At 62.3% G+C, this 650-nt stretch carries 1 protein-coding gene; it reads right to left on the minus strand.

Annotation, left to right across the window (positions count from 1 at the left end):
• A partial coding sequence (gene hfq / locus L810_RS43675; RefSeq protein ID WP_042978540.1) for an RNA chaperone Hfq occupies positions 1–258 on the minus strand: 258 nt, incomplete at its 3' end.
• Between the last annotated feature and the right edge of the window lie 392 nt (positions 259–650).

Genomic DNA, 650 nt, shown 5'->3' on the forward strand with positions numbered 1-650 from the left:
GCCGGTGCGCGGCCCGCGGGGGCCGCCGCTGCCGCCCGGGCGCGAGCCGCCCGTGTCGAGCTGGATCGTGGAAATCGCGCGCTTGTAGATGCCTTGCAGACCCACGGGGGTGCGCAGCATCACCAGGTACTGGTCGAACGACTCGATACACCCCGTCAGACGAATGCCGTTGACGAGATAGATTTCAACGCGCTTACGTTCCTTGCGCGCCGAATTGATGAAGTCGTTTTGCGGATGGGATTCTGCGGGATTGGCCATTGAGGTGCGGCAGGAGCCTGCGTCAGAGAATATGTTGTGCGTGTGTGTGGCGTGTTCGTCCACAAGGTGTTTGGCGGGATTCTACCCTGTTCAATCGGGAAACGCGCAGTCGTGATTGTGTCGAACCGTAACCCACTATAGACGTTCCAGCGCATTTTCGCGATTCGGCCGAACGGCCAATGCCATTTCGTTACGCCGCGTTACGACTCTCGCAGCGCCGTAGCACCTTGGTCTCCGCGCGACGCGTACATTGGCTGCGCGAGCCGGGCAGGCCGGCATATCAGGGATTCGGAACATGAGCAAGGGACGATGGGCAGGGTGGGTCGGGGTCGTGGCGTTGCTGGCTTCCGGCAGTGCGATGGCGGGGCATGTCGACCTGTCGGTCGGCATCG

The organism is Burkholderia sp. AU4i (assembly GCF_000466765.1).
GTDB lineage: Bacteria > Pseudomonadota > Gammaproteobacteria > Burkholderiales > Burkholderiaceae > Burkholderia > Burkholderia cepacia.